A 290-nucleotide genomic window follows, 5' to 3' on the forward strand; every position below is an offset into this window, starting at 1 on the left:
GGCGTGAGGGCCTCGACGCAGACACCTTCACTGCAGAGCCGGTCGGTGCGCAGCTGATCACCGGCCTGCAGGAAGGCCAGGGTCATGCCCTCGGTCTCCTCGCAGGGGCAGTAGACGCGGGCGATGCCATCGAGGACTTCGAGGCAGGACCCACCGGGCCTGGGGGTGGGATCGAGCAGCACCGTCTGGCCGGCCGGCATGCGCACGGCAGTGACGGGGTCATCGGGAAGGAAGCGGTAGCGCATCGAGGAGGAGCGCCCTTATTGCGAACTGCTCGCAACCTAGACGCC

The 290-nt window shown here is 68.3% G+C and carries 1 pseudogene; it reads right to left on the reverse strand.

Features of this window, described 5'->3' with window-relative positions:
• Nucleotides 1–245: pseudogene (locus KUG43_RS16660) on the reverse strand (Crp/Fnr family transcriptional regulator); the annotation flags it as partial.
• Between the last annotated feature and the right edge of the window lie 45 nt (nt 246–290).

The organism is Synechococcus sp. CCY 0621, from assembly GCF_019038465.1.
In the GTDB taxonomy this organism is placed as follows: Bacteria; Cyanobacteriota; Cyanobacteriia; order PCC-6307; family Cyanobiaceae; genus Cyanobium.